Source organism: Pseudomonas sp. microsymbiont 2 (genome assembly GCF_054788395.1).
This window is the reverse complement of the sequence record NZ_CM139112.1, coordinates 2,448,508-2,469,670: the sequence shown is the minus strand read 5'-3', so window position 1 is coordinate 2,469,670 and position 21,163 is coordinate 2,448,508. Positions and strand designations below refer to the sequence as shown.

The following is a 21,163-nucleotide window of genomic DNA, read 5'->3' as shown; positions in this document are numbered from 1 at the left end:
GCACTGAAGTCGCCAACCCAACGGCAGCGGCGGCATTCGAGGAGTCGATTGGTCATCAATGCGTCTTCCCATCAGCTGGCCGGGTGTTCTGCTGGTAGGCCAGCGCGAAGCCACGGAGCTTTGTCGAGGCGGTTTCGCTATCTCCAGCCAGATATGCCTCACACATCACGGCCAGGTCTTGGCTGACCTTCTGGCTAATAGCAACGAAATGGGTGTGCTGGAGATACAGATCGTTGTACCGCTGGCACTCAACCGTCAGCGCCTTGCGCAGCTCTTCGGCGGTTTCCTGTGGTTCTACCGCTGCCTTGGCTTGCTCCTGGTCGAGCCATCCGTGGTCCCGCTGACGCCGTGAAAGCTCCAGCACTTTGTGAGCCTCCTCCTCAATGGCGTCCACGCTGCTGAAATTGCCATCGACCAAATCAGCGACGAACTCTTCCAGTGGCCAAGCTTCAGCAAGTGCATGACCTGCAGCCCAAGAGACAACCACCCCCCCGGCAGCCTCACGTGGTACTTCTTTGCTCGTGGAACCGCGGATAACCAGCGTGTCGTAGCGTTCGGCTCGATTGCTCATTGATCCTGCTCCTTCAGCGGGCCGTACCACACCACATCCACACCACGGATAGTCACGGTGGATACCGTGAGCCGACCTGCGCTGGAGTAGCGCATTGAGCGCAGTTCGTGGCCAAAGCGTCTCGACATCAAGTCCACGCTATCGGGCTTGATCAGGATCTGGTTGTCAGTGAGCTTCAGGCCGATGATCTCGATACCGCTGCTACGCATGTCGCGGGTGAGTTCGTTGAAGGCCGAAAGCTTCACTGGAAACTCAGCCGCCAGGATGCTCAGAGGTGGTAGTGGGTTCTGGGTAACCATGATGATCGCGACCATGTCACACCCCCTTCACTACGTCGGCCGTGACCAGGGGCTCACCGATCTGTGCGGCCAGGTTCATAGAAGCCTTCACCAGGTTGCCCAGCGCGAGCGGGTAGAGCTGACTGGTTTTGTCGCGGCCACTGGTGCTCAGTCGCTCGATGATGGCCCGGACACCGCAATCGCTGATGACTTCCGGCAGTGATTTCTGGAGCCGACCGAAGCGAAACGCTAAGTGCTGTTCGACAGCGCTCACAGGGATCGGTGGCACCGTCACAATCTCGATGCGTTGCGCGACTTCCCGCACTTCGCCATTGCGTGGGCTGAGCTTGATGGCCAGCTCAGGCTGACCAATCAGGATGATCGAAACCAACTTGGTAAAGCCCCCAACTTCCAACTCACGCAACCGCTTCAACTGCTTGAGCGTGGGGATTGGCAACGAGTGCGCCTCCTCAATGATCAGCAGATGGCGATTACCAGCGGCATGACTGGTCTTCAGGGCGTTGTGCATCTGACCGAAACGGGCTTCAGGTGAGGACTTGGTTTTCTCCAGGGGCGCCACCGCAGTCATGATTGCTTCCGCGATATGGGTGCTTTTCAGGGTTTTGCCCTTGGTGTCGTTGTCCTCCATCGCAAGGATGTAGGGTTCAATCACCAGCACAGGGGCGTTTTCAGCTTCGAGGCGGTTTCGCAGATCGCGGCGCAGCGTGCTCTTGCCTGCGCCGGACTCCGCGATCACTGCCATGAACCCATCATGACGCGCGACCTGGTACATGGACTCACGGACATAACGGATATCGGGACTCACGTACATGTCCTCGGCATCCTGCAGCTCATCGAGCGGATCGCGGAACAGACCGAACTGTTTACGGGCTGCTGGTGTAAGTACCTGTTTGGCCATTAGCATGGGCTCGCACTCCTGTTCGTTTACTTGGTCGTTTTCGGGTGGGGATGCTGGGGCCTCGGCGTTGGCGCGCCGGGGCTCCATTTCTTCGAACGCTGCACCGGTGGCAGCGAGATTCGCGCCGCGCTGCGCCAGGAACGTCTCAATGCGGTCCTGCAGGGCGGCTTGATCCAGCGACTTCGGCCACTGGTTGTGGTTGATCAGTTGCGCGATAGCTGCCTGACTGAGATCCACCGCGCGGGCCAGATCGGCCTGCGAGGCTTTGATCGTGGCAAGCACATCCTTGAGCTTCAGCATCAGGCGGCACCTCCTACAATCCGCAGGCCCGGCCGGGCAGGCATCTGCAGTTGTTGAGTGATGGCGTCGAGCTGATCTTCCGGCACGCCGTTGGGGAAGCTGGATTTGAGCCAGGCCATGGAGTCGGCAGTCCACGCATTACCCAGTTGGGCGCGCAGCAGCTTTGCAGCCTCCACATGCGAGAGCGGCAGGATCTCCACAGTTGGCTCAGGGATTGGCGAGGCCGTGCCACGACGTGGCATGTAGGCCGGCAGCACCGTATCGGTGATGTGCTTGTGCGGATCGATCTCGCCATTGAACGGCAAGGCTCGCGCTTTGCGTGCTGCAGCTGCGTCCTCCTGGGATTCGGTCCCGGTGACCAGCTGTTCGATTGTTTTGCGAGCCTTCTGTGCTGGGGTGTCGGCCTGGGACTTGAAGGATTCGCCGATCACGGCTGAGGTCGCCTTGAAGCCGTTGGCATCGATGGCAATTCGGTCGACTACATGGAAGACCTCCCGGCCATCCTCGTTCGTCATCACTACCTGGGCGCTGTCTTCGTCGCGCCAGGGATTACGGGTGATCAGCAAGGTTTCACCAACCATCACCTGAGGAATGACCGACACATCGAACTGCCCGCCGCGATAGGAAACCTGGAGGAAGTCGTTGACCTTCCGCGTTTCGGGCGCGGTCACTGCGAGCTCTCGGCATACCTCCACCGAGGGCGCCAGGCGTAGCTGGGCAGATTGAATGGTCAGCCACTGTCCATAGCGGGTGCGGCGGTGACGGGTATGGATCGCGGTAGCGTTGTGATAGCGCATCCATTGACCCGCCCAGCCGTTGATCTGCTCCAACGTTTCGGCCTTCTGCAGCTTCAAGGCCGACTCAAATTCGCGCTCAACGATGTTGTGAGCCTGTTCAACCTGCCCCTTGGCACGAGCGTTGCCCACCTTGTTGATGATCAGCTCGATACTCAGTGCCTTGCACAGGTTGCGGAAGGTCGCCGAAGTCATGGCTGCGCCAGGGTCTGTCATGATGGCGAATGGGACACCGTGGAAGGGATCGTTTTCGCCGCGTTTCTGCATACAGCAGATCAACACGTTGCACAGATTTTCCGCAGATTCAGCGCCCAACACGTACTGCACGTAGATGGTGCCGCTGGTGTGGTCGGTGATGACATACCGCCACAGTCGCTTGCGCTCGATCTTTTTCAGGTTGGTGGGCTTGCCGTCATAGAACTCGGCCTGGCTCATGGTCTGGGCGCCATTGTCGTCCAGGTAGAACTGGGTGGAGATCGAAGCATCAATCTGCCAAACGTGATTCGGATGACGACTGGCCAGGGAAACAGCCGGTTCCGGCTGCAGCAGTTGATCCGGATGTAGGCGGTAGGTACGCAGCGCACGGGTGATGGAACTAATCGACAGCGGTACAAATTCCCCCGTCTTCTCATCGACCCGGCCGGCTAGGATCTTGCCGTTGCTGCGTAGCCGCTCCACTGCACGCTCAACGGTGGAGAGCTGCTTGTTGTTGGCGCGGATCGACTCCAAGAGCAATGCCGAGATCAGGTAGGCCTCTTGCTCGCTCAAGGTGGTCTGGCCTGCGTCGGTGCGGCGCTTGCGAGGGGGATTCACAGTGACCTCCCGAAGTTTTCGATAGATGGTCGGCAGGGACAAGCCCAGCTCAACGGCCGCTGTTCGGCAGAGCTCGGTACGCTGGCCATGCGGGGCCACTTCCACCGCACGGGCCAGGTCTACGAGGCGTTGGGTCACAACGGCGTTCATGAGTTATGCCCCCGCCAGCGCTTGAGCGACGTGGGTGTCTGCGCCTTCACGCATCCACTCGGGGGTCGCATCAGCGTCAGGCGTGGCCGGAATGCCATACTCATGACGGATTGAGGACACTGCTCGCTCAACCTGGGCAAGCAGGCCCGCGATAACAGCGCGATGGTCGGCGCCACTCTCATTGGCGTGTAGGACGAGAGAGTGAACTGCTGGGTGCAGTTTGCAGACGATGGCTGCCTCAGCTTCGGTGGCCAGCTTGGTGGCCTCCTCGCGGATAGCGCTGACCTTCTCGTCTGGGGTACGTCCATTAACCAGGCGCCGAGTCTTCTCCAGTTCCAACTTGGTGTCCTGGAGCTTGCCGGATGTATCCGCGAGCACCTGGCTCTGCGCCTCATAGTCGGCGTTCACGTTGTCCAGTTGCTGGGCCAGTGCCTCCTTTTCCTTGGCGTTTTTGGCGATGAGCTCCTCGGCCAGGTCAAGGAAGGTGTCCTTGTCACCAGCTTTGGCCGCTTCGAGCAGGGCCGTCTTTTGGTCTTCTGGCAGCCGGCGGTACTGACGGAGTTCGCGGTATCCAATGCCCATGCGGGACATAGAATCGAGAGCCTCCTCGCCCAAAGCTCGAAGGTTGGCGATGTCTTCATCAACTTGTTGGCGAGAGCGCCCCAGGAGAGAACAGAAGTCATCCCAAGTGCCGGAGAATTGCTGACCGTCAGCAGTTCGTTTTCCCTGCAGCCCCCGATACAGCTTGTTTTCCTTGACGAACGCCAGTTTAGAAGTGCTGACCGTCAGCGAAAACTTGCTGAATGCGTCTGCCATCTGGACTTGGCCAAGCAGTTGGTTGACCAGGTCTCGCTCCTCTTGCATGCCTTGGGCAATATCACCCAAGGCCGTCAGGGCGTTGGCGTCTTCCTGGAATGCCTGCGAGTTGATCTCGGGCATCGGGTTGATCTCCGGGGTGCTCGGTTTACGGGCCATGTACGTCTTCCTTAATCAGTTGGGGATGCGGGTGTAGCGTTGGCGGCGTTCATCTAGTTCGCGCTGGGCCGTGCGCAGGGCCTCGTCAAAGGCGAAGGAGACTTGCACAAGGCGTGGGCCGAGTTGCCAGCGGTGATGGTCGTGAGGGCTGCGATCAGCCAGGCCAGCTGTGCGGAGGTTCTCCAAGGCACGCAAGGCGTTGTCGTTCGAGCAGTCGGCAGCGATAGCCACCTCTTTCAGGAGCATGCCGCGGAACTCATTACCTGCCAGGGCCAGCATCACGCGCAGAACGCGCTGGACCTGCTCGGATGTGTACTTGTTCTCTCGGCTCATGACGGCTCCCCCAGTTCCAGTTGCGGATGGGCATGCTGCTGTACGTTGCCCCGGTGCCAAGCCAGCTCTTCAAGGGCGGTATGGATAGAAGCAAGTGCGGCGCTGGCCTCGGCGTTGTCTGCGTAGAACGCCATCAGTTGCCCGGTGGTTTCATGTAGTGCGGCCTGTAGCGACTGGATGTCATGCGCGGTGGTGCTACGACCGGACGGCACGTCGATCAAGAGCTTTCCGCCGTTGCCAGCCAACCAACGAGTTACCAGATTGATGCCGCAGGCTTGCTCAAAAGCTGGTATCAGCACGGCGGGCATCCGGCCGTTCGCGATCCACTTATAGAGAGCCCAGTGATCTTCCAGGCCCATCAGGGAAGCGATGCGTTCGATGCTGTAATTGGTGCGTTCCTTGGCATGCTGTTGGCACAGCTTCAGAGCATCACGAAGATTGGTCGGCTGTACTCGTTTCCACTGGCGAGGACTCATTGGAAGCGCTCCCTAACAGTCGTGTAGCGGGCTTCCAAACAAAAAGCGCGTTTGACCATTGGTAATGTCATTGCGCCATGCACAATGAAATCAGGTACATTCACTAGGAAGTCGAAAGCGATGGGCAATGACCTGCAACGTTTGCAAGCACAAGTTGAAGCGCAGAGCGTCGTGATCGAAGCGCTGCTACGGATCTGTGTACAATCCCTCGAGGTAGACACAAGGACAATGGCTTGTGAATGGCGGGCAGTCCGGCAGAGTCCTACCTTCTTCGCGGCGGACGCTGCAGCGAAGCGGCGGTTAGCTGATGAGCTGGATGCCTGGGCGGATATGCTCATCATGCAACTTCCAGGGCCTTGGCCGGATCGGGGCAGATCTGTCCTGCCTTCAAACCCAGCTTGATGGCTATCTCATGGGCCTGACCGCGCACGCATTTTTTGCGGCCGCCGAGCACCTCGAAGACAAGATTCGGGGAGAATTTGTTGGCGACCGCCCATTGGGTGATCGAAACGCCCTTGGACTTAAGCTCCTCACGAGCCTGGTCGGGGGTACGTAGCTTCATGAGGGAAGCTCCTTTCGAGGGGTTAAGGCGCCGTTTTTGGTGCCGACTAAATGACCATTCGTGGTGGGATGGTGTGGTTTAGATAATGGGACATTAATGTCCCGTGGTCAAGAGGCTTTTATGTCCAATGGCATTGGTGAGCGAATCGCTCAGCTTCGCGGTGCGATGAAGATTGGTGACTTCGCGGAATGCCTCGGGGTGAACCGTAAGACGATTACCCGCTGGGAGGCTGGGGAGGCCCTGCCTGATGGCTCGTCTCTCGTGGCCCTGCATGAGAGCTTCGGGGTATCACCTACGTGGGTACTGTTGGGGGCGGTGGCGCCCGAAGCTGCAGCGCCTTTGTCTGCAGAAGAGAATTTGCTTCTGACCAGATATCGTCAGAGCCCAGTCGCTTTAAGGGATGCCGCAATGAGAGTGTTGCTTGGTGAAAATCCTACGACGCGCACGTTCAAGGAAGTGGGCCAATATATTGAGGGCTCCGTAAATCAAGCAGGCCTGACTCTGAATGTCGGGGGCAAAGGGAAGAAGTAACTGTGAGCAAGGATTTCCAATCTGTCGGGCAGTACACTGAAGGTGATATCAACAACTACGACGTCCAGATCAGTATGTCCGGGAAAGTCGAAGTCCGAACGTTGGTTCCTGCCCAAAAGAAGGAGCTATACGATCTTGGGGTGAGGTCGACCGAACTAGGCGCTGACTCTAAGGAAATCTGGCGTGCAGTCTTCGCGGAGCTGGGTGTCAAGCAGATAGGTGACATCACGGTCGATCAGTTCCAGCAAGCACGTAGTGTGCTTCAGGTCTGTCTCGACAACCTGCAGGAGGAAGAGGACAAGCGCCGGCTGGTCGGCAAGATACTTCGTACTACTACCGAAAAAGACGCGAAGGTTGAGCTCAACAACTTCTGCGACGTAACGTTCGGGCGCACCCACCTCAATAAATTGAAACGGGCGGAGCTCCAGCGAGTGCTGGAATTCATTCAGGCTTTTCAGGTTAAGCCTTTGCCAGGGGGGGCTAAGCCCATGCCGCTACGAGAATTCCTGATTACTCACCGCGTGAATGCATTCTGGTTATTCATTTTCGGCATCATCGTGGACAGGTTTTGGTTCCGGTAATGCTGTCCAGGTAGGCTTGATTGGGCTTTTACACAAGGAGATGTGCTTTGAAAATCATGGTTTTTGCTCTGGCTTCCATTCTATCTTTCGCGGTACATGCGGAGAGTGTTGCGGTTAAGCTCACCACGCTCAGCCTGGACAAAGATGTGAGTGAGCGCTCAGCAGAGGCAGTGCGCACTCAAGCTGCGCTGACCAGAGGTTTGACCGTCTGCAATTTCGAGGATGAAGAGCAACTCGCAAGCTCTGCGTGGGTCATGACCAAAAAGATCCGTGAAAAAGGCCAATACGCGGAAGCAACAGATATCCTGGAGGGGATCAATGCAGCTCTTCTAGGAGCGAAGGTAAAGCAAGACTGCAATGAAGTATTGGCAATGTATACCGTCAACCGACTCGAAGGTAATACGCATTCGGATGCCGTAACTGGAGCACGCGGACTCTATCGCGCAATGGGGCTTGTAAAGTAGTCCTATCCACCATTCTCTTTAAACCTGATTAAAAGACCTCCTGCTGCGCGCCGCCGATCATGGCGGCGTGTTCGTTTCCGGCGCTCGCACCCTGCGGCGCCGAACCTGCAGGAGGCGTCATGCGACCCAACTCTCCACGCGGCATCCGCAACTTCAACCCCGGCAACATTCGCCATGCCAAAGGCACCCGCTGGCAGGGGATGTCTGCCAATCAAAACGACAAGGACTTCGTCCAGTTCACGGGCCCGCAATGGGGTATCCGTGCCATTGCCCGCACGCTGATCACCTACCAGGACAAGCACGGCCTGCGCACTATCCGCCTGGTCATCAGCCGCTGGGCACCGCCCAACGAGAACAACACCGAGGCCTACATTCGCCAGGTCGCCACGCGCGTTGGCGTTTCCCCTGATGGTTGGATCGACATTTACGACTACCGCACCATGCGTGTTCTGGTCGAAGCGATCATCCGCCACGAAAACGGCGCTGGCCCGCTGCCCGATGGCAACTGGTACGGCGAGGCATTGATCAACGAAGGCCTGCACCTGGCTGGCGTGGTTCCCGATGCGTACCACGGGGAACCGGCATGAAACTGATCGACAACTGCCACTGCTGCTGGAAGCTCCACAGTGTCCAGCTGGCAATCGTCATCGCCCTGCTGGGACTGCTGCAGGGCACCATTCTGCCCATGTGGGAGGCTCAGCTTTCCCCAGCGAACTACGCAATGGTCAACAGCGTGCTGGCCATTCTCCTCTTCATGGCCCGCCTGCTGAAACAGGGGCCAGAGCAGCCCGCGCAAGGAGGTGAGTGATGAAGCTGCTCGCCCGCTTGTTCACGCATCTGCTTTCCCTGTGGCCCAGCATCCTGCCGAGGTCGGGTGCTGCCAGCTGGCATGGCCCTCAGTCCATGAGCCGTTCCGGCAAGTCCGGCGTCGCTGCTATTCGCCGTGCCGCCCGTAAGGCTCGCAATCGCCGGAGGCATCACCATGGGCGCGTTTGAGTCGCTACGTCGCTTCATTCCCATCCTGATGGCGTTCGCCTGGATGGTGACTGTACTCATTGCCTTCGCGGCTGGCGATGAAGGTGCCACTGCTCGCGAGCGCGCAGCGGGCAACGAGGCGCTGGCCAAGCTGAAGCAAGAGCACGCGGATCAGCGTGCCGAGCTGGCCGAGGCAAACCTGGCCAAGTTCCAACAACAGGTTGAGCGCGTTAACCAGGTCGCCCAGCAACTGCAGCAAACCCAGCAGCAGCTCGCCAGCACCCACCAAGAGCTCCAGGAGCGAATCCCCAATGTCACTACCGTCTACCTGCCGGAGCCCGCTGCTAAGCCTGCTCCTATCCCTCGCTGCGTGTTCACTGCTGGCTGGGTGCGCGACTTCAACCTCGCCCTCGGAGGCGCCCCTGTGCCTACCCCCACCGCAGGCGCCAACGCCACCGGCCATGATGCAGCCGCCTGGCCCGCCCCCGGTACTGCGCAAGAACTACTGGAAAGCGGGGTCACCCCCGCAGACATCCTGGCCTTCGCCCAGGACTACGGACGCTGGGCCCTGGATCTCCGAGCCAAACTCGTCGCGTTTCAACGTAAGGACTGACCGCATATGGATGTAGCTGATCTGGCGCAAGACAACGATTTCACCGAAGCCGCGTTGCACGCCCACAGTGCTGGCCTGCAGCGTCGCTCTGGCCCTTCGGCCTACCGTTGCGAAGAGTGCGGCGATGCGATTCCCGAAGCGCGCCGCCAGGCTGAGCCGGGGGTTGAGCTGTGCGTGGAGTGCAAAACCACCCTTGAGGACCTGGTTAAACGGGGGCTGCGATGAACCTCAACGAGCTCGACTTCGGCTTCCAAACTGTTCAGTGGGTCGTGGTCACCGTGATTGCCATCTACACCTGGATGACCAATCGGCAGGCTGCCAGTGCGCAGGAGATGCTTGAGCTGCGCACTCGCATCGTTGCCCTCGAAGAGCGCATTCGACACCTGCCTGATCATGCCGCCATTACCGAGCTACTCGGTGACATGAAGGCGGTGCGCGCCGAACTGACCGCGATGCAAGGCCTGACCCGAGCAGTGGACCGCATCAACGACTATCTACTGCGAGACAAAGCATGAGCCAATACGCTGAATTCCTGCGCCAGGACATGCGCCTGGTGATCCTTCGACTGCTGGCGGAAATGCCTGCGTATCGCGCCAACAGCTCCGTGCTCAATACTGCACTCGACAACTACGGGCACAGCGTCAGCCGTGACCAGGTCAAGACCGAGCTGCAGTGGTTGTCAGAGCAAGGGGCGGTGTCCCTGGATGACATCGGTCCGGTGCTGGTGGCCACGTTGACCGAACGTGGCCAAGACATCGCCGCTGGACGTGCGCGTTGCCCCGGCATCAAGCGACCGGGGGCCTAACATGGCGGGTAAATCGTCAGTCAGTCGGTTACCGCCCGTGGTCAAGGCCTATCTGCAGAAGCTGTTGCGTGAAGATCGCATGACCCTTGATGAAATGATCGAGGACCTGCGCAGCCGCTTCCCCAATGAGAAAGTGCCCAGTCGCTCTGCCCTGGGCCGTTTCAAGGTCGGCTTCGAGCAGCTCACCGAGAAAGCCCGCCAGCACCGTGAGCAGGCTGAGGCATTCGTCGGGGCACTGGGCGAGGATGCCAGTGACAAGACCGGTGCCCTGCTGGTGGAGGCGATCTCGACGCTGACCTACCAGGCCGCGATGGGCGCCCATGAAAAGGATGAGGTCACCATCAAGGAAGTGGCCACCCTAGCTCGTGCCGCCAAGGCCACCATGGAAGCTCGAACACTCAGCGTTAAGGAGCGTCAGGCCATCGAGAAAGTGGTCCGCGAGCGCGTGCTCCAGGAGCAAGCGGCCGAGCTGGACAAGGAAGTTCGCAGTGGCGGCATGGATGAAGAGCAGGCGTTGTTCTGGCGGCAGAAATTCCTGGGAGTGAAAGTATGAGCCAGCCGGCGGTCAAGCCCAGTACCAGCACGCTGCGCGTTGTCGAGTGGGACGAGCTGCCGGAGTCTGTTCGGACCATTCCGCAAGGTTACAACCCCATCACCGAAGGTCTGCTGATGGCCCACCAGGCCGATTGGCTGGCCATCCAGGCACAAATCAAGCTGTGCGAGAAAGGCCGTCGTACCGGGATCACCTTCGCCGAGGCGCTGGATTCGGTGATCACTGCTGCCTCTCGCAAGATCGCGGGCGGCATGGATGTGTTCTATGTCGGCGACACCAAGGAAAAAGGCCTGGAGTTCATTGGCTACTGCGCCAAGTTCAGCCGGGTGATCGCCGAGGCCCAAGCTTCAGGCGTCAGCGAGATCGAGGAGTTTCTGTTTGAGGACCAGGACGACTCCGGCAACACCCGCCAGATCAACGCCTACCGCATCCGCTATGCCTCGGGTTTCAAGATCGTCGCACTGTCGAGCAACCCGGCCAACCTGCGCGGCCTGCAGGGCAAGGTCATCATTGACGAAGCCGCCTATCACCGGAACGTCTCCGCCGTGCTCGATGCTGCAACCGCCTTGCTGATCTGGGGTGGTCGCATCGTCATCATCAGCACCCACAACGGCAAGGCCAATGCCTTTAACCAAATGATCGCCGACATCCAGGAAGGCCGGTATGGCGATGCCGCGGTGGTCTACAAGGCCACCTTCGACGATGCCGTTGCCAACGGCCTGTTTGAGCGGCGCTGCATGATGCGTGGTGAGACGCCCACCGCCGAGGCCAAGGAGGCCTGGTACAAGAGCATCCGCAATGCCTATGGTCCACGCAAAGCGCAGATGCGCGAGGAACTGGACGCCATTCCGCGTGATGGCAACGGCGTGTGTGTACCCGGCGTGTGGATCGAGGACGCGATGCGTCCAGATCGGCAGGTACTGCGTCTGGCCCTGGACGAAGGGTTCACTCTGCAGCCGCTATATCGACGCGAGGCGTGGGCCGACACCTGGATTGAGCAACACCTGGTCGAGCTTCTGCAGCAGCTCGACCCCGAGCTGCGCTGGTTCCTGGGGATGGATTACGCACGACACCGGGACTTTTCGATCATCTGCCCGATGTCCGTCGATCAGCAGCGTCATCGTGATGTGCCATTCGTGGTCGAGATGCACAAGGTGCCGACACGTCAGCAACAGCAGGTGCTGTTCACCATATTGCGCGGGCTGCCTAACTTCATCAGCGCCGCGCTGGACGCTTCCGGCAACGGCGAAACTCTGGCCGAGGATACCGCCGATGAGTTTGGCCGCGAGCGCATCCAGCAGGTGAAGCTGTCGCGGGCCTGGTACGGCGCCTGGATGCCACGCTTCATTGGCCTGTTCGAGGACGCCACCATCACGCTGCCCAAGGATGACTCGCTGCACCAGGACATCCGCGCTATCGAAACCGTGGATGGCATCCCGATGATCGTCAAGGCCCGCCAGCAAGACCTCAAAGACCCCGAGCTGTATCGCCACGGCGACTTCGCAGGTGCGGGTGCGCTGGCCACTTTCGCAACCTTGGAGGCGGCCTCTGGCCCCGTCACCGTCAAATCTCGCCGTCCCAGAGCGACGGCTCGCATCACTCAGGGGTACGCATGAGCAGCAAGGGCGTGTGGGTTAGCCCCACTGAATTCGTTACGTTCGCCGAGGCAAAGCGCGACAAGAGCCTCACCGACCACATTGCCAGTCGCGGCCGCAGCTTCGATGCCCAGGCGTTGGGCATGTACTTGCCCAACCCGGACCCGATCCTCAAGGCCCAGGGCAAGGACATCAAGGTCTATCGCGACCTGCGCAGTGCTGCCCTGGTCGGCGGGAACATCCGTCGCCGTAAGTCGTCGGTGCTCGCCCTGGAGCGCGATTTGAAGCGTGGCCAGGCGCCGGTCCGAGTCGAGCGCTTTGTCCGCGATTGGCTGGCAGACCTTGACCTGGACCGTATCGTCCGCGAGCTGCTCGATGCTGCTCTGTTTGGTTATCAGCCCGTGGAGCTGATGTGGAAGCCGGTTGGCCTGCACCTGGTTCCTGATGACTTGTTGGGCAAGCCTGCCGAATGGTTCCTCTACGATCAGGATAACCAGCTGCGTTTTCGCGCCCGCGATGCTGGCATCCAGGGTGAACTGTGCGATCCGCAGCGCTTCGTTGTTGCTCGCCAGGACGCCACCTACAACAACCCCTACGGCTTCGCTGATCTGTCCATGTGCTTCTGGCCGGTCGTGTTCATGAAGGGCGGCATGAAGTTCTGGGTCCAGTTCACCGAGAAATACGGCAGCCCGTGGCTGATCGGCAAGCATCCGCGTGGGGCTTCGACCAAGGAAACGGATGACCTGTTGGACAGCTTGGAGCAGATGGTTCAGGACGCCGTGGCGGTGGTGCCAAATGACTCCAGCGTCGAGATCAAGGAAGCGGCGGGCAAGACGGGCAGTGCCGATGTCTACCGCGAACTGCTCATGTACTGCCGCAGTGAGATCAACGTCGCGCTGCTGGGCCAGAACCAGACCACTGAGGCCAACTCAAACCGTGCCAGTGCCCTGGCCGGACTGGATGTGACGGAGGATATTCGTGACGGTGACGCCAGCATCGTTGCCGCAACACTCAACGCCGCGATCCGCCTGGTGGTCGATCTCAACTTCGGTGAGAACATCGATGCCCCGATGTATGAGCTGTGGGAACAGGAGCAAATCGACAAGACTCTGGCCGAGCGCGACAAGTCGCTGACGGATGCGGGCGTCACGTTCACCCGTGCCTACTGGCAGCGCACCTACAACCTGCAGGACGGCGACATCGAAACCAGCACGGCCGCACAACCGGGACTGGAGTTCGCCGAAGCTCCTGCCCTGCGTCCGGTGCTGGACCAGGTGGCGTTGGACCAGGCCATCGAAGGTCTGACTTCCTCGGAACTGCAGCTGCAGGCAGAGCAAGCGTTGCTGCCTGTAATCGAGGCCTTGCAGAAAGGTCGCGATGAAACCGAGGTGCTGGGCCTGCTGGCCGAGACCGCCCCCGACCTGGATGCCGAAGCGCTCCAAGCCATGCTGGCCAAGCTACTGTTCATGGCCAACCTTTGGGGCCGGCTCAGCGCTGCAGCTGATCGGGAAGACTGATGATGGCCAACGCCAAGCCGGTCAACCCGGCCGATCTCAAAGCCATCTTCGACCTGGAGCCTGCCGCCGCTATCACCTATCTCAGGGGCAAGGGTTATGCGATCACCTGGGATTGGCAGGACATGCTGGACGCAGCCCACAACCAGGCATTCACCGTGGCCAAAGCCATGCGCCTGGATCTGCTGTCGGACATTCGTGAAGCGCTGGAGCGCGCGCAGAAGGAAGGCAAGACGTTGCAGCAGTTCGTCAAGGAGCTGCAACCCGTCCTCGAGCAACATGGCTGGTGGGGCAAGCAGGTCCTGGTTGATAGCCAAGGTGAAGCTGAACTGGTGCAGCTGGGCAGCCCACGCCGGCTCAAGACCATCTACCAGACCAACCTGCAGAGCGCCTACATGGCCGGGCGTCAGGCGACCATGGAGGAGTCGGTCGAGACGCACCCATACTGGCGCTACATCGCGGTCATGGACGGCAAGACCAGGCCCAGCCACGCGGCGCTGAACGGGGTTGTGTATCGGCACGATGACCCGGTGTGGTTCAGCATCTTCCCGCCCAACGGCTTCAACTGCCGTTGCCGTGTAACTGCAGTGTCCGAGTCGGCAGTAAAGCGCCGCAAGCTCACGGTACTATCGAGTGACGGTAACGTTCGTACTGAGACCGTAGAGGTGGGGGCCAACAAGCGCACGGGGGAAGTCCGCACTGCCGATGTCACCATTGTCAGAGTGCCCGATGCCAACGGCAAGGTACGACAGTTCCGCACCGATCCTGGCTTTAACCACCGTCCTGGCGAAGGCTTGGCCGAGGCGCTGAAACGCAAGGAGTCTGTATGATCACCATCGAGCTTGAACACGAACGGGTTCAGCAGGCGCTACGTCGAGTCGAATGGGCAGTCGGCGAACTGGCGCCCTTGATGCGCGGCATCGCAGCTGAGTTCGCCAGCATCACCGAAGAGAACTTTGAAGATGAGGCGCAAGGCGGTGATGCCTGGCCAACACTTTCCGATGTCACCACCAGCCGCCGAGAGCAGTCCCGTACCTGGCCCGGCAAGATGTTGCAGGAGACAGCCGGTGGCCTGGCCGCGTCCGTGACCACGCAGGCAACCGCCAGCAGCGCGTTGATCGGTAGCAACAAGGTCTATGCGGCCATGATGTTCTTTGGTGGTGAGCAAGAGGAATTCCCGCACCTGTGGGGAGACATCCCGGCACGGCCTTATCTGCCGATGGATACCGAGGGCAAGCTGCAGCCTGAAGCGGAAGAGGCGATTCTTGATCTCTCCCTGAAACACCTGGAAAAAGCCGCTCGTCTGTAGGGCCCCAGAGAGCGCCGCACGGACGCTGGCGCTCCGGTTCATCGTCCGAATGCCTCGCAACGCACGCCTGTGCTTTATGGGGCTTTATAAAGCTAGGTCCCGCCGCACTCTCTCGTTGCACTTCCCTTCGTTGCCGTCCGGCACTCTTTAAACCTGATTAAAAGCCCTTGGCCGTCGAGCCAGGCAGGCTGTGCGTACTCCCACCATTCAGCGCACAGCTCATGAAACCACTGCATATCTTCAAGCCCGGCAAGCATGTCGCCATGAGCGGTGACAGCTTCGATTTCAGCGAGTCGGACCTCACCGCCACCGTGCTGGCCTATGACCCGAAGCTGCATGAAGCGCCCCTGGTCATCGGCCATCCGAAGCATGACGCTCCTGCTGCAGGCTGGGTGCAATCTCTCACCGCCAGCGCCGATGGGTTGATTGCCAACCCGTCGCAGGTTGATCCGGCTTTTGCCGACCTGGTGAGCAAGGGCAGCTTCAAGAAGATCTCTGCGTCTTTCTATCACCCAGACTCCCCGAGCAACCCAACTCCCGGCGTGTACTACCTGCGCCATGTCGGCTTCCTCGGCGCCCAGCCTCCTGCAGTGAAGGGCCTTCGCCCCATCGAGCTGGGCGATGCCGAGGAAGGGGTGATCGAGTTCTCCGACTTCGGCCACGAGACCAGCGCGTCCCTCTGGCGCCGCCTGCGTGACTGGATCATCGGTGAGCGTGGGCTGGAGGTGGCTGACCAGGTTATCCCTGATTGGCAGATCAACAGCCTGGTCGAAGCGGCCCATGCCGACGAGCCACGACCATCCTTCGCCGAACCCACTCCACCCGCCACCACCGAGGATTCCCCCGTGAAGCCCGAAGAAATCACCGCCATGCGCGAGGAAAACGAGCGCCTCAAGAACCAGGTGCAGCAGCACCAGGAGCAAACCCGCAAGTCTCGGCAGGACGCCACCCACAAAACCAACGTCGCCTTCGCCGAGGGCCTGGTGGGCGAAGGTCGCTTGCTGCCCAAGCACGCCGCAGCTCTGGTCGCGGCCCTGGACTTCGCCGAGTCGGGCGACAGCCCGTTGGAGTTCGGTGAAGGCGAAGCCCGTCAGCCTGTCGCCACTGGTCTGAAGGCGATCTTCTCTGACCTGCCCAAGCAGATCGACTTCGCCGAGAAAGCCAGCAAGGAGCGCCAGGGTGGCGGCAATGCTGTGGTGGACCTGGAGTTCGCCGAGAAGAACACCGACCCCGACCGCCTCGATCTGCACCAGCGCGCCACTGCGCTGGCCGCCGATCAAAACATCCCCTACGAGTCGGCCGTGCGCCAACTCATCTGATCCGCAGGAGCAACCATGGCTGATCGTTTGAAACAACTCCGGATCGTTGACCCGGTCCTGACCAACCTGGCGCGCGGCTATCGCAACGCGCAGTTGATCGGTGAAGCACTGTTCCCCATCGCGCAGATGGACAAGGAGGCTGGGACTATCCCGCTGTTCGGCAAGGAGGCGTTCGAGCTGTACGACACCGAGCGCGCCATTCGTGCCCAGTCCAACATCATGACCCCGGACGATGTGGAGGGCCTGGACGTGGTTCTGCGTGAACACGACATCGCCTACCCGGTGGACTATCGCGAGCAGAGCGAATCCATGTTCGACGCCGAAGCACGGGCATCTCGTCGCGTGGTCGATGTGATCGATCTGCGTCGCGAGGTCGCCTGCGCCAGGCTGGCCCAGAATCCTGCCACTTACCTGGCCGGCGCCAAGGTCACCTTGTCCGGGGCCAGCCAGTGGAGCAACGGTGGCGGTGATCCGATCCAGGACGTGGAGCGCGGCAAGGAAGTCATTCGCAGCCGCATCGGTATTCGCCCCAACACCATCACCATGGGCGCCTCGGTCTACGCCTCGCTCAAGTTCCACCCCAAGCTGTGGGCCGCTCTGGGCAGCAACGAGCGAAAGCTGATCACCGTAGAGCATCTCAAAGCGCTGTTCGGCGTCCAGGACATCTCCATCGGCGAGGCGCTGGCCAACGCCGGTACGGTCGGCGACATCTGGGGTGACAGCCTGCAGCTGGCTTACGTGGCCAAACCGCAGGGCGGTGCCCAGACCAGCTACGAAGACCCGAGCTTCGGTTACACCCTGCGACGCAAGGGCATGCCGGAAATCGACACCTACCCAGGCTCGGGCGGCAAGGTTCGCTATGTGCGCAACACCGACATCTACAAGCCCGTCGTGGTAGGTGCTGATGCTGGGTACTTGATTTCCGACATCAACGGCTGAGGTGAGCCATGGCTGCGAAAAGCAAACCCGATGACAAGAAGCCTGTGGGCGAACAAAGCCCGGATCAGAAAGACCTGCAGGCGCCCGAGGCACTGCAGTCCGCTGCAATCCAAGCGGACCAACAGAGCGGGCCGACTGGCAGTGTTTCGGATGCATTGACGCCCGAACCTGAGCCCGAGCCCGAGCCGGACAAAGTGCAGTACCTGGTCACCAGCCGAAGCGACGTACTGCACAACGGCGACCTGTACACCGAGGGCGAGCCCCTGTGGCTCGACCAGGACGAAGCCTACCCACTGCTGCGAAACGGCTGCATCAAGCCGAAGGATGGTGCCCGGTGAAAACGAAACAACCTGTACTGACCACATCGCTGGTCGCGTTGGTGGATCTGCCACGCCATCGTTTCGCAGGCTTGGACGGTGGCCTTTGCGCCGCTGGGGCCAAGTCTCTGGGGCCGGTTGCTGCCGACACCGAAGCTGGTAATACCGCTCCCGTTGATGTCCTGGGCATCTGCCTGGTGAGCGCGGGCGGCGCGATCACTGCCGGTGCCGAGGTTGAGTCCGATGCCTCCGGGCGTGCGGTGATCCGTACCACCGGCAAGGCCAACGGCATCGCCCTGGATGCGGCAGTGGCTGCGGATGATGTGATTCGTATCGTGCGCGGTATCTGATCATGCGCTACTGCACCCACCAGGACATCGGACGCGCGATCCCAGAGCTTACGTTGGTTCAGCTGTCGAACGACGATCCTGCCGCCGAGCAACCCAACGCTGAAGTGATCGAGGACGGCATCCGCCAGGCTGAGGAGCTGGTCGATGGCTATCTGCGCGGGCGCTACGAGTTGCCGCTTGACCCGGTTCCGACCGTTCTGCGGGATGCAGTGGTGTACCTCACCCGGCACTGGCTGTATCAGCGCCGGCCGGAGGGCGCTATTCCGGATGCGGTCAAGGACAGCCGCAAGGACACGATCAAGTTGCTGGAGAGCATCCGCGATGGTGTGGTCACCCTGGGCATGCCCAGTGGCCAGGCTGCACCAGAGCCCGGCGAGATCCGCGTTCGCTCACGTCGACAGCAGTTCGGTGATGAGCTGTGGCGAGGTTACCGATGAGCCAGAAAACCCAGACGGCGATGCTCCAGGACGCATTGCTGGCTCGCCTGCAGGAGTCCTTCGCTCGGGAGCTATCCGTGGAGTTGTTCCCGGAAGTGCCGCTGCAGTACCGGCTCAATCATCCTCGGGGCGCGATCTTGGTGGCCTACGGTCGCAGCCGCTTCGGCGATCCCGAAGCCACCGACGCGGTATTTCAGGAGCGCAACCTGATCTTCCGCCTGACGCTGGTATTTAAACAGCTCAACGGCAAAGACGGTGTCACCAGCTACCTGGACCGCATCCGCGACCGGCTGACGGGATGGTATCCACCGCATTGCGACATCCCGTGCCGCCCACTCACCGAGCAATTCCTGGGACACGTCCAGGGCGTCTGGCAATACGCCCTAGACATCTCCACCCGTGCCACACAACTGCAGCAGCTGGGACCGGAAAGCGGCCCACTGCTGACTCATACAAGGTTCGAGGAGGACACATGAGTCAGACACGTTACTGCTACAAGGGGCCGCCAAGCGGCATCGAGCTGCGTTTGGCTGACGGGAGCACCCTGGCAGTCCAGCTACATCCAGGCAACGCTGTCGAGCTGCCAGCTGATCATGAGTACACCCGAACACTCATCGCGCTGCGCCAGCTGGAACCACTGCCCAACGAATCAGACACGCGCCGCACCCGGCCGAAAAAGGAGTCCGAATGAGCGCTAACTACCTTCACGGTATCGAGACCCTTGAAGTCGAGCGCGGTCCACGCGCGATCCGGGTGGTGAAGTCCGCCGTGATAGCACTGGTGGGCACCGCACCGACCGGGCCACTCAATACCCTGACGCTGTCACAGACCGACCGCGACGCCGCCCAGTTCGGCCCTGAGTTGACGGGATTCAGCATCCCGCAAGCACTCTCGGGCATCTATGACTTCGGTGCTGGCACTGTCCTGGTCGTCAATGTGCTCGATCCCGCAACCCACCGTACCAACGTGATCGGCCGCGAACGCACGTTCGGGAACAACGACCAGCTGAAGCTTGAGCATGGGGCTCTGCAGTCGCTCACCGTGAAGAACAACGCGGGCGACACGACCTACCAGGCCCCGGCCGACTATACGGCAGACCTGCTTACTGGCCTCGTCAAACGTGTGCCCGGTGGCACGATCCCGGCCAACGCTACGGTGAAAGTCGATTACACCCATGCCGACCCGAGCAAGGTGACGCCGGCCGACATTATCGGTGCAGTCAATGCTGCGGGGTTGCGCACCGGCCTGAAGGCGTTCGCTGACAGCTACAACCTGCTGGGCTTTTTCCCGAAAATCTTCATCGCACCGGGCTTCTCCTCGCTCAACAGCATTAGCGTGGAGTTGATCGCGGCTGCCGGGCAGATGGGCGGCGTTGCCTACATCGATGCCCCCATCGGTGCGACTGTGCAGCAGGTCATCGCGGGACGTGGTCCCAGCGGCACGATCAACTTCAACACCAGCAGTGACCGCGCCAGGCTCTGCTATCCCCATGTGCGTGTCTACGACGCCGCCACCGACAGCGAGCGCCTGGAGCCGCTGTCGATCCGCGCGGCAGGCCTGCGCGCCAAGATCGACAATGACAACGGCTACTGGTGGTCCAGCTCCAACCAGGAACTGATCGGTGTCATCGGCCTGGAGCGACCGCTGACGGCGCGTATCGATGATGCTGCCAGCGAAGTCAACCTGCTGAACGAAGCCGGGATCACCACCGTATTCAACAGCTTTGGCACCGGCTTGCGCTTGTGGGGCAACCGAACGGCGGCCTGGCCGACCGTGACCCACATGCGCAACTTTGAGAATGTGCGCCGCACCAAGGATGTGGTGGACGAGTCGATCCGCTATTCGTCATTGCAGTTTGTTGATCAACCCATCACGCAAGGGCTGATTGGCAGCGTGACCGAGAGCGTCAACCTGTTCGGCCGCAAGTTGATCGGCGACGGCGCGCTGCTGGGCTTCGAGTGCTGGTACGACCCCGCGCGCAACCCACAGACCGAGGTGGCGCTCGGGCGTCTGCTGTTCAACTACAAGCTGACGGTGCCGCTGCCTTTTGAGCGCGGCACCTTCGAAACAGAAATCACCGGGGAGTACCTGGTTGAACTGAAGGGGGCTGCGTAATGGCAGGTTTCGCTGCGCATCGCATTACCAACGCTAACGTTTACTTGGATGGCCGGGACTTTTTCGGTAAAGCCGAGGAGATCGAGCTGGGAACCGTCAAGGCCGTCATGTCCGACCACCAGGGATTGGGTATGGTCGGGCTGATCGAGTTGCCGGACGGCCTGGACAAGTTGGAAGGCAAGATCACCTGGAACAGCTTCTACAAAGAGGCCTCTGTCAAGCTGGCGAGTCCGTTCAAGACCATCCAGCTGCAGGTGCGCTCCAACGTCCAGGTGTTCAACAACGGTGGCCTCGTGGATGAATTTCCGCTGGTCACTACCATGACCATCATGCCCAAGGAGTACGGACTGGGGACCTTCAAGCCCCGAGAGGCGGTGAAGCCGGAGACGCCATTCTCGGCGATCTACGTACGCCAAGTGCTCAACGGCGAGGAGGTCCTGCTCCTGGACTACCTGGCCAACATCTTCAAGGTGAATGGTGAAGATCAGTTGGCCAAGTACCGGCGAAACATCGGGCAGGCGTGACAAGAGGCATCTGGAGACTGACTTGCTGAACCCCGCCATTGTGTGGGGTTT

31 protein-coding genes are annotated in these 21,163 nt (G+C 60.5%); 23 read left to right on the top strand and 8 right to left on the bottom strand.

Going from position 1 to position 21,163, the window contains the following annotated elements; genetic code table 11:
• Window positions 1–55: 55 nt before the first annotated feature.
• The 8 genes from ACYUME_RS11205 to ACYUME_RS11170 form a co-directional block, all read right to left on the bottom strand.
• Complete coding sequence (locus ACYUME_RS11205) at window positions 56–571, bottom strand: hypothetical protein (RefSeq protein WP_460418903.1); 516 nt, start codon at window positions 569–571, stop codon at window positions 56–58.
• On the bottom strand, window positions 568–885 hold the full coding sequence (locus ACYUME_RS11200) for a hypothetical protein (RefSeq protein ID WP_460418902.1): 318 nt from the start codon (window positions 883–885) through the stop codon (window positions 568–570). The genes ACYUME_RS11205 and ACYUME_RS11200 overlap by 4 nt, the downstream gene beginning before the upstream one ends.
• A gap of 1 nt (window position 886) precedes the next feature.
• Complete coding sequence (locus ACYUME_RS11195) at window positions 887–2,068, bottom strand: ExeA family protein (protein WP_460418901.1); 1,182 nt, start codon at window positions 2,066–2,068, stop codon at window positions 887–889.
• On the bottom strand, window positions 2,068–3,825 hold the full coding sequence (locus tag ACYUME_RS11190) for a transposase family protein (protein ID WP_460418900.1): 1,758 nt from the start codon (window positions 3,823–3,825) through the stop codon (window positions 2,068–2,070). The genes ACYUME_RS11195 and ACYUME_RS11190 overlap by 1 nt, the downstream gene beginning before the upstream one ends.
• A gap of 3 nt (window positions 3,826–3,828) precedes the next feature.
• Window positions 3,829–4,800 (bottom strand): hypothetical protein, encoded by a 972-nt coding sequence (locus ACYUME_RS11185; protein ID WP_460418899.1) that lies wholly within the window; start codon window positions 4,798–4,800, stop codon window positions 3,829–3,831.
• A gap of 15 nt (window positions 4,801–4,815) precedes the next feature.
• On the bottom strand, window positions 4,816–5,133 hold the full coding sequence (locus ACYUME_RS11180) for a hypothetical protein (RefSeq protein ID WP_460418898.1): 318 nt from the start codon (window positions 5,131–5,133) through the stop codon (window positions 4,816–4,818).
• Window positions 5,130–5,609, bottom strand: coding sequence for a hypothetical protein (locus ACYUME_RS11175; RefSeq protein WP_460418897.1), 480 nt, complete (start codon window positions 5,607–5,609; stop codon window positions 5,130–5,132). The genes ACYUME_RS11180 and ACYUME_RS11175 overlap by 4 nt, the downstream gene beginning before the upstream one ends.
• A gap of 337 nt (window positions 5,610–5,946) precedes the next feature.
• On the bottom strand, window positions 5,947–6,171 hold the full coding sequence (locus ACYUME_RS11170) for a DNA-binding protein (RefSeq protein WP_460418896.1): 225 nt from the start codon (window positions 6,169–6,171) through the stop codon (window positions 5,947–5,949).
• 120 nt (window positions 6,172–6,291) lie between these two features.
• On the opposite strand from ACYUME_RS11170, the gene ACYUME_RS11165 reads away from it, so the two are divergent.
• The 23 genes from ACYUME_RS11165 (at window position 6,292) to ACYUME_RS11055 (ending at window position 21,112) form a co-directional block, all read left to right on the top strand.
• Window positions 6,292–6,702 (top strand): helix-turn-helix domain-containing protein, encoded by a 411-nt coding sequence (locus ACYUME_RS11165; RefSeq protein ID WP_460418895.1) that lies wholly within the window; start codon window positions 6,292–6,294, stop codon window positions 6,700–6,702.
• Window positions 6,703–6,704: 2 nt separating this feature from the next.
• Window positions 6,705–7,283 carry a hypothetical protein gene (locus ACYUME_RS11160; protein ID WP_460418894.1) on the top strand — a complete coding sequence of 193 codons (579 nt, stop codon included), beginning with the start codon at window positions 6,705–6,707 and terminating at the stop codon, window positions 7,281–7,283.
• Window positions 7,284–7,330: 47 nt separating this feature from the next.
• The gene (locus tag ACYUME_RS11155) at window positions 7,331–7,747 is read left to right on the top strand and encodes a hypothetical protein (protein WP_460418893.1); all 417 of its coding nucleotides are present in this window, start codon (window positions 7,331–7,333) and stop codon (window positions 7,745–7,747) included.
• Window positions 7,748–7,866: 119 nt separating this feature from the next.
• Window positions 7,867–8,334 (top strand): structural protein, encoded by a 468-nt coding sequence (locus ACYUME_RS11150; RefSeq protein ID WP_460418892.1) that lies wholly within the window; start codon window positions 7,867–7,869, stop codon window positions 8,332–8,334.
• On the top strand, window positions 8,331–8,555 hold the full coding sequence (locus ACYUME_RS11145) for a DUF7940 domain-containing protein (protein WP_460418891.1): 225 nt from the start codon (window positions 8,331–8,333) through the stop codon (window positions 8,553–8,555). The genes ACYUME_RS11150 and ACYUME_RS11145 overlap by 4 nt, the downstream gene beginning before the upstream one ends.
• A gap of 174 nt (window positions 8,556–8,729) precedes the next feature.
• On the top strand, window positions 8,730–9,335 hold the full coding sequence (locus ACYUME_RS11140; RefSeq protein ID WP_460418890.1) for a lysis protein: 606 nt from the start codon (window positions 8,730–8,732) through the stop codon (window positions 9,333–9,335).
• A 6-nt stretch (window positions 9,336–9,341) separates the two neighbouring features.
• The gene (locus ACYUME_RS11135) at window positions 9,342–9,560 is read left to right on the top strand and encodes a TraR/DksA C4-type zinc finger protein (RefSeq protein ID WP_460418889.1); all 219 of its coding nucleotides are present in this window, start codon (window positions 9,342–9,344) and stop codon (window positions 9,558–9,560) included.
• Window positions 9,557–9,850 (top strand): DUF2730 family protein, encoded by a 294-nt coding sequence (locus tag ACYUME_RS11130; protein ID WP_460418888.1) that lies wholly within the window; start codon window positions 9,557–9,559, stop codon window positions 9,848–9,850. Before ACYUME_RS11135 ends, ACYUME_RS11130 begins: the two co-directional genes overlap by 4 nt.
• Entirely contained in the window at window positions 9,847–10,140 is a 294-nt protein-coding gene (locus ACYUME_RS11125; RefSeq protein WP_460418887.1) for a VpaChn25_0724 family phage protein, read from the top strand. Before ACYUME_RS11130 ends, ACYUME_RS11125 begins: the two co-directional genes overlap by 4 nt.
• Before the next feature lies 1 nt (window position 10,141).
• Window positions 10,142–10,693 carry a phage protein Gp27 family protein gene (locus ACYUME_RS11120; RefSeq protein WP_460418886.1) on the top strand — a complete coding sequence of 184 codons (552 nt, stop codon included), beginning with the start codon at window positions 10,142–10,144 and terminating at the stop codon, window positions 10,691–10,693.
• The gene (locus tag ACYUME_RS11115) at window positions 10,690–12,309 is read left to right on the top strand and encodes a hypothetical protein (RefSeq protein WP_460418885.1); all 1,620 of its coding nucleotides are present in this window, start codon (window positions 10,690–10,692) and stop codon (window positions 12,307–12,309) included. Before ACYUME_RS11120 ends, ACYUME_RS11115 begins: the two co-directional genes overlap by 4 nt.
• Window positions 12,306–13,805: a phage portal protein family protein gene (locus tag ACYUME_RS11110; protein WP_460418884.1), complete on the top strand. Its 1,500-nt coding sequence runs from the start codon at window positions 12,306–12,308 to the stop codon at window positions 13,803–13,805. The genes ACYUME_RS11115 and ACYUME_RS11110 overlap by 4 nt, the downstream gene beginning before the upstream one ends.
• Window positions 13,805–14,632, top strand: coding sequence for a phage head morphogenesis protein (locus tag ACYUME_RS11105; protein ID WP_460418883.1), 828 nt, complete (start codon window positions 13,805–13,807; stop codon window positions 14,630–14,632). Before ACYUME_RS11110 ends, ACYUME_RS11105 begins: the two co-directional genes overlap by 1 nt.
• Entirely contained in the window at window positions 14,629–15,111 is a 483-nt protein-coding gene (locus ACYUME_RS11100; RefSeq protein ID WP_460418882.1) for a phage virion morphogenesis protein, read from the top strand. The genes ACYUME_RS11105 and ACYUME_RS11100 overlap by 4 nt, the downstream gene beginning before the upstream one ends.
• Before the next feature lie 221 nt (window positions 15,112–15,332).
• The gene (locus ACYUME_RS11095) at window positions 15,333–16,430 is read left to right on the top strand and encodes a peptidase (protein ID WP_460418881.1); all 1,098 of its coding nucleotides are present in this window, start codon (window positions 15,333–15,335) and stop codon (window positions 16,428–16,430) included.
• 15 nt (window positions 16,431–16,445) lie between these two features.
• Window positions 16,446–17,369, top strand: a complete 924-nt coding sequence (locus tag ACYUME_RS11090; protein ID WP_460418880.1) for a major capsid protein — start codon at window positions 16,446–16,448, stop codon at window positions 17,367–17,369.
• 8 nt (window positions 17,370–17,377) lie between these two features.
• Window positions 17,378–17,707, top strand: a complete 330-nt coding sequence (locus tag ACYUME_RS11085) for a hypothetical protein (protein ID WP_460418879.1) — start codon at window positions 17,378–17,380, stop codon at window positions 17,705–17,707.
• Window positions 17,704–18,036 (top strand): capsid cement protein, encoded by a 333-nt coding sequence (locus tag ACYUME_RS11080; protein WP_460418878.1) that lies wholly within the window; start codon window positions 17,704–17,706, stop codon window positions 18,034–18,036. The genes ACYUME_RS11085 and ACYUME_RS11080 overlap by 4 nt, the downstream gene beginning before the upstream one ends.
• A 2-nt stretch (window positions 18,037–18,038) precedes the next feature.
• Window positions 18,039–18,473 carry a gp436 family protein gene (locus ACYUME_RS11075; RefSeq protein ID WP_460418877.1) on the top strand — a complete coding sequence of 145 codons (435 nt, stop codon included), beginning with the start codon at window positions 18,039–18,041 and terminating at the stop codon, window positions 18,471–18,473.
• Window positions 18,470–18,949: a Gp37 family protein gene (locus ACYUME_RS11070; RefSeq protein ID WP_460418876.1), complete on the top strand. Its 480-nt coding sequence runs from the start codon at window positions 18,470–18,472 to the stop codon at window positions 18,947–18,949. Before ACYUME_RS11075 ends, ACYUME_RS11070 begins: the two co-directional genes overlap by 4 nt.
• Window positions 18,946–19,164, top strand: a complete 219-nt coding sequence (locus ACYUME_RS11065; protein ID WP_460418875.1) for a hypothetical protein — start codon at window positions 18,946–18,948, stop codon at window positions 19,162–19,164. Before ACYUME_RS11070 ends, ACYUME_RS11065 begins: the two co-directional genes overlap by 4 nt.
• Window positions 19,161–20,588 carry a phage tail sheath subtilisin-like domain-containing protein gene (locus ACYUME_RS11060; protein WP_460418874.1) on the top strand — a complete coding sequence of 476 codons (1,428 nt, stop codon included), beginning with the start codon at window positions 19,161–19,163 and terminating at the stop codon, window positions 20,586–20,588. The genes ACYUME_RS11065 and ACYUME_RS11060 overlap by 4 nt, the downstream gene beginning before the upstream one ends.
• Window positions 20,588–21,112, top strand: coding sequence for a phage major tail tube protein (locus ACYUME_RS11055; RefSeq protein WP_460418873.1), 525 nt, complete (start codon window positions 20,588–20,590; stop codon window positions 21,110–21,112). Before ACYUME_RS11060 ends, ACYUME_RS11055 begins: the two co-directional genes overlap by 1 nt.
• Window positions 21,113–21,163 lie beyond the last annotated feature (51 nt).